This window comes from Mycobacterium sp. E2462, from assembly GCF_001672685.1.
GTDB lineage: Bacteria > Actinomycetota > Actinomycetes > Mycobacteriales > Mycobacteriaceae > Mycobacterium.
On sequence record NZ_LZKC01000172.1, the window covers coordinates 1 to 5,736 of the forward strand.

At 72.6% G+C, this 5,736-nt stretch carries 5 protein-coding genes; 1 reads left to right on the top strand and 4 read right to left on the bottom strand.

The genetic code is table 11. The features are described from left to right. Nucleotides 1-631 (bottom strand): PE family protein (locus A5714_RS08260; RefSeq protein ID WP_156747227.1); only part of this gene is annotated, 631 nt, incomplete at its 3' end. 185 nt (nt 632-816) lie between these two features. Here A5714_RS08260 and dapD point away from each other — a divergent pair. Continuing rightward, a complete protein-coding gene (dapD, locus tag A5714_RS08265; RefSeq protein ID WP_156747228.1) occupies nt 817-1,773 on the top strand; it encodes a 2,3,4,5-tetrahydropyridine-2,6-dicarboxylate N-succinyltransferase in 957 nt (318 codons plus the stop codon). 6 nt (nt 1,774-1,779) lie between these two features. Here the strand turns inward: dapD and A5714_RS08270 are convergent, their stop codons facing one another. The 3 genes from A5714_RS08270 to A5714_RS08280 form a co-directional block, all read right to left on the bottom strand. After that, nucleotides 1,780-3,075 (bottom strand): MFS transporter, encoded by a 1,296-nt coding sequence (locus tag A5714_RS08270; RefSeq protein WP_068284490.1) that lies wholly within the window; start codon nt 3,073-3,075, stop codon nt 1,780-1,782. Nucleotides 3,076-3,331: 256 nt separating this feature from the next. Next, complete coding sequence (locus A5714_RS08275) at nt 3,332-4,747, bottom strand: acyl-CoA synthetase (protein ID WP_068284493.1); 1,416 nt, start codon at nt 4,745-4,747, stop codon at nt 3,332-3,334. 26 nt (nt 4,748-4,773) lie between these two features. Beyond that, a complete protein-coding gene (locus A5714_RS08280; protein ID WP_068069544.1) occupies nt 4,774-5,682 on the bottom strand; it encodes an alpha/beta fold hydrolase in 909 nt (302 codons plus the stop codon). Nucleotides 5,683-5,736: the final 54 nt, after the last annotated feature.

The window sequence follows — 5,736 nt, forward strand, 5'->3', positions numbered from 1 at the left end:
ACGTCGGCGCCGCGGCGTCGGACTTCATCTCGCTTGGGGCCGGCCAATTCGCCCCGGCCGCGGCGGCCGCGGCCGCCGGCGGCGCGGCCGCAGCCACCGGCACCGCGGCACCGGCGTCGGCGGTGACGGCCGCGGAGGTGCTGAACAGGCCGGCGCCCGGGGCGAATTGGCCGGCCCCAAGCGAGATGAAGTCCGACGCCGCGGCGCCGACGTTCTGGCCCCATTCGATGGTGGTGCCCAGCGCGGCGCCCGTGTCGGACGACGGGTCGGCCGCCGCCGCGGCGGCGGCCCTGGGCAGGGCGGCGGCGCTGGTGGTCACCTGGTTGGCGGCCTCGGTGTCGCCGTACGAGCCGGCGTTGCTGGTGAGCGTGCTGACCACCGATTGGTGCACCGCTTTGGCCTGCGCGCTGACCTGCTGGTACCAGGTGCCGTAGGCGGAGAACTGCGCGGCCTGCAGCGCCGACACCTCGTCGGCGGCCGCCGGCGCGATGCTCGTGGTCGCGGCGGCGGCCGCCGCATCCTGGGCGGCCAGCGCGGAACCGAGACCGTCGAGCGCGCCGGCCGCGGCCAGCAGCGCCTCGGGTCGGATGGTGACAAAGGACGTGTTGACAAGGGACGTGGTAACGGACATCGTGTGCTCCTCCGGTGATCGAGCGGCCTCGACGGGCCGGCGGAGGGATCAGCGGCGGGCCCACGACGTGACCTGCCTCACCCCCGAGCGCCCGCGTACCCGGAAATCCGCCGTTAACGCCGCCGTTACGGGTGCGGCGTCGTCGGGGCCGGGCGGGTCCCGCACGGTCGTCCGGGGGCGATAACCTGACCGCCGTGACTGGAGCTGCGGTGGGTGTGGGGCTGGCGACGCTGGCGTCGGACGGATCGATCCTCGACACGTGGTTTCCGGCACCGGAACTCACCGACTCCGGGACGTCCGGCACGTCGCGGCTGGCGCTGTCCGACGTTGCGCCGGAGCTGGCCGCGTTGGTCGGCCGCGACGACGACCGCGGCACGGAGACCATCGCGGTCCGCACGGTCATCGGCTCGCTCGACGACGTCGCCGCCGACGCGCATGACGCCTACCTGCGGCTGCACCTGCTGTCGCACCGGCTGGTGGCGCCCCACGGGCTGAATGCCGGCGGCTTGTTCTCGGTGCTGACCAACGTGGTCTGGACCAATCGCGGGCCGTGCGCCATCGAGGGCTTCGAGGCGGTCCGGGCGCGGCTGCGCCGGCACGGGCCGGTGACGGTGTACGGGGTCGACAAGTTCCCGCGGATGGTCGACTACGTGCTACCGACCGGGGTGCGCATCGCCGACGCCGACCGGGTGCGCCTCGGCGCGCACCTGGCGCCGGGCACGACGGTCATGCACGAAGGCTTCGTCAACTACAACGCCGGCACGCTGGGCGCGTCGATGGTGGAGGGCCGCATCTCGGCCGGCGTCGTGGTCGGCGACGGCTCGGACGTCGGGGGCGGCGCGTCCATCATGGGCACCCTGTCCGGCGGCGGCACCGAGGTGATCTCGATCGGCAAGCGCTGCCTGCTGGGCGCCAACGCGGGGCTGGGCATCTCGCTGGGCGACGACTGCGTGGTCGAGGCCGGCTTGTACGTCACCGCCGGCACCAAGGTCGCCACGCCCGACGGTCAGGTGCTCAAGGCCCGCGACCTCTCCGGCGGCAACAACCTGCTGTTCCGGCGCAACTCGGTGAGCGGAGCGGTCGAGGTGGTTCCGCGCGGCGGGCAGGGCATCGCCCTCAACGAGGACCTGCACGCCAACTGACGGCCCCTATAGCCGCGCGGGCTGCTTGGGCGCCGTGCGACCGCTGCGCAGCGTCGTGCCCCTGGTCTCGGGCAGCAGGTAGATGGAGACGAAGCTGGCCAGCACCAGGGTGGCCATCATCAGCCCGATCGCCCAGCTGCCGTAGCTCGCCAGCAGCGGGCCCGCGAGCAGCGGCGGCACGGCCGCGCCGAGGATGCCGGCCAGGTTCATCGCCACCGCCGCGCCGCTGTAGCGGTACCGGGTGGCGAACAGTTCGGGCACGAACGCCCCGGACGGCCCGTTGGCGACGGCCGCGGCGGCGAACATGCCCAGGACGGCGACCGCGTAGAGCACCGGCTTGCCGGTGTCCATCAACGGGACGACCAGGAACGCCCAGGGCAGGCACGCCGACAGGCCCACCAGCATCACGCGCCGGCGTCCCACCCGGTCCGACACCCACGCCGAGACGGACACGAACACGATGCTGGTCAGCCCGCCCAGCGCGCCGACCCCCCAGATGAAGGCGCGCGAATAGCCGAGGTGGTTGTGGGCGTACATTACGAGGAACGTGTTGCCCAGGTAGACGAAGCCCATGCCGCCCAGGAAGCTGCCCGCGACCAGCAGGATCTCGCGCCGCTGCAGCCGGAACAGCTCGGCCAGGGGCGCCTTGGGCACCAGGTCGCGGGCTTTCTCCTCCACGAAGACCGGGGTCTCCTCGATGTTGAGCCGCACGTACAGCGCGATGGCGATCAGCCCGCTGCTGATCAGGAACGGCACCCGCCAGCCCCATTCCATGAAGGCGGGGCTCTTCTCGCCCATGGTCACGTTGACGGCCAGGAAGGTCAGGCTGGCCAGCACGCCCGCGGTGCCGCCGCCCAGCGAGGTGAACATGCCGTACCAGCCGCGGCGGCCGACCGGCGCGTACTCGGCGCTTAGCAGCACCGAACCGGCCCACTCGCCGCCGACCGCGAACCCCTGCAGCAGCCGCAGCACGATCAGGATCAACGGCGCCGCGACGCCGATCGACGCGGTGCCGGGCACCAGGCCCACGCTCACGGTCGACGCGCCCATGATCAGCAGCGTGGCGACCAGCGTCTTCTTTCGGCCCAGCCGGTCCCCGAAGTACCCGAAGACGGCGGCACCGAGCGGCCGGGACACGAACGCCGTCGCGAACGTGGCCAGCGACGCCAGGGTCGCCACCGCCGGGCTCAGACGCGGGAAGAACACCGTCGGGAACACCAGCGCCGCCGCGGTGCCGTAGATCAGGAAGTCGTAGAACTCGATCGCCGACCCCACCAGGCAGGCGGCGGCCACCCGCCGCATCGGTGTCGGCCGCGGACCGGCGGCGCTCGTCGGGGCCGAGCCATCCGGCCGCCTCAGCTGTGTCACGTGTCATCCTCGAAGAACGGGTGTCCGGTCGGACTCGGACGTCGTGCAGGTCCACAACGAAGCTATGCGAACGCGGGGCCGCACGCTTGTCCAGAATGCTGGCAATCTGCTGCGTGTCGGGCAGCGCGGCCGCTGACCGGGAGTTTTGTGCCGCCGTCGTGACGCAATTGAGACGTGGCGGCCCCCCGCGTTAGCCGTCGGCTAGCAGCTGCTTCTTGAGTACCTTGCCCATCGCGTTGCGGGGCAACGCGTCGACGACGCGCACCTCCCGCGGCCGCTTGTGCACCGAAAGCTGCTGCGCGACATGGTTGATCAGCTCGTCGGGCTGGGCCGAGCCGACGACGAACGCGACGATGCGCTGGCCCAGGTCCTCGTCGGGCATCCCGATGACCGCGGCCTCGGCCACCCCCGGGTGCCCGAGCAGCGCGGTCTCGATCTCCCCGGCGCCGACGCGGTAGCCGCCGGACTTGATGAGGTCGACCGACTCGCGGCCCACGATGCGGTGCATGCCGCCGCCGTCGACGACCGCGACGTCGCCGGTGCGGTACCAGCCGTCGGCGTCGAACGCCGCGGCCGTGGCCTCGGGCCGGTTCAGGTAGCCGTCGAACATCGTCGGCCCGCGCACCTCCAACTTGCCGACGGTCTCGCCGTCGTCGGGCACCGGCGCGCCGCCGTCATCGAGCAGCCGGGTCTGCACGCCCGCCAACGGCAACCCCACCCAGCCGGCGCGCCGCTCGCCGTCCGCCCGGGTGGAGATGGTGATCAGCGACTCCGAGGCGCCGTACCGTTCGATGGGCTGGTGCCCGGTCAGCGCCTCGAGCCGATCGAACACCGGCACCGGCAGCGGCGCGCTGCCCGAGACCAGCAGCCGCGCCGGGCGCAGCGCGCGGGCGGCGGCCTCGTCGGCCACCACCCGCGACCACACGGTGGGCACCGCGAAGAACAGCGTCCCGCCGAGGTCCTCGGCGGCCTGCGCGTAGGCCTCCGGCTTGGGCCTGCCGGTGTGCACGAAGCGGTTGCCGATCCGCAGCGACCCCAGCAGCCCGAGCACCAGGCCGTGGATGTGGAACAGCGGCAGCCCGTGCACCAGCACGTCGTCGGCCGTCCACTGCCAGGCCTGCGCCAGCGCGTCCAGGTCGGCGGCGATCGCCCGCCGGCTCACCACCACGCCCTTCGGCGGCCCGGTGGTCCCGGAGGTGTAGATCACCATCGCGGTGGCCTCGGGCGGCGGCTCGGGATAGCGGTGCCAGGACCGGGCGTGCGCGCGAACGGGGATGTGCGGCAGCCCTTCCCGCTCGTCGGGAACCGGCCCGAGCCACGCCTGCGCCCCGGAATCGGAGAGCATGTGCCGGCGCTCGGCCGCCCCGACGTCGGAGGGCACCGGGACGAACGGCACCCCGGCGATGAGGCAGCCGGTGACCGCGAGGACGGTCTGCGCGGTCGGGGTGGCCAGGATCGCGACGCGCCCCGCGCCGGCGACCCGCTCGGCCACCGAGGTGGCGCCGCCGACCAGATCGCTGCGGCTCAACACGGCGCCGTCGATGCGCACCGCATCGGGAATATCGGTCGCGGCGACCGCCGCGGGATTCAGAGACTCCAGCAGCACGACTGCAGGGTACCGCCCCTAGAAAGTCAGACCTGCTCGTCCCAGATCTTCATCAGCAGGGACAGGATCTCCTCGCCGCGGCCCAGCCCTCCGAGGTGACTCTCGCCCGGCAGCACGAACAATTCCGCGTCGGGCAACAGCTGCACCACGTGCTCGCCGTGGGAGAACGGGACGATGTGGTCGCTGTCGCCGTGCCACCAGCGGACCGGCACCCGCACCTCGTCGAGCCGGAATCCCCAGTCCTGGGTGAACAGGATGATGTCGTTGAAGGGGGCCGCGAGCTGCTTGCGGCTGCCGTTGAGCAGGTCGTCGAGGAACATGGCACCGAATTCCGGCCGGGTCAGCAGCCGCCGGTCCCCCTCGGGCGAAACCGCGGCGTAGAGGTAGAGGGCGGTGTTCGCGACGGGGCGGATGGCGCGGACCATCAGGCTGGCCCCGATGCGCAGGGGATCCCCGCCCAGCCGCAGCAGCGGCGCGGCCCGTTTGCCGAGATTCATCAGCCCGCTGGTGATGCCCTCGTCGCCGAGGAACGGCGCCACGCCGCCGAGGATGCCGGCCGCGACCACCCGGTCGGACAAGGCCGCGGCGGACGCGAGCGCGTACGGGCCGCCCCCGGACAGGCCGATGACGGCCAGCCGGTCGATGCCGAGGGTGTCCGCGATCGTCGCCAGGTCGTCGGCGAAGGCCCGGATGTTGGGGTACCGGTGCGGGGTCGACGAGCCGATCCCCGGACGGTCGAGGCCGATCAGGCGGATGCCGTGATCCTTGGCGTACACGCGGGCCTCGGTGGGAATTTGGCGGCGCGCGCCGGGCGTGCCGTGCAGCCAGAAGACCGCCCGCCCGTGCGGGTCGCCGAACTCGGCGAAGCCGATCTGGCGATCCTCACCGACGGCGACGTTGCCTTCGAGTTTGGGGCGGGCGATCTCCATGACCATGTCAGCAGCTTGGCATGTGACGGCGTGTTTACGAAAGGCTCACCGCGCGGGTCG

Bases quoted from the DNA above. Each gene is read 5' to 3' on its own strand.
- A5714_RS08270 (WP_068284490.1), bottom strand. From the start codon at position 3,075: ATGCGGCGGGTGGCCGCCGCCTGCCTGGTGGGGTCGGCGATCGAGTTC.
- A5714_RS08280 (WP_068069544.1), bottom strand. From the start codon at position 5,682: ATGGTCATGGAGATCGCCCGCCCCAAACTCGAAGGCAACGTCGCCGTC.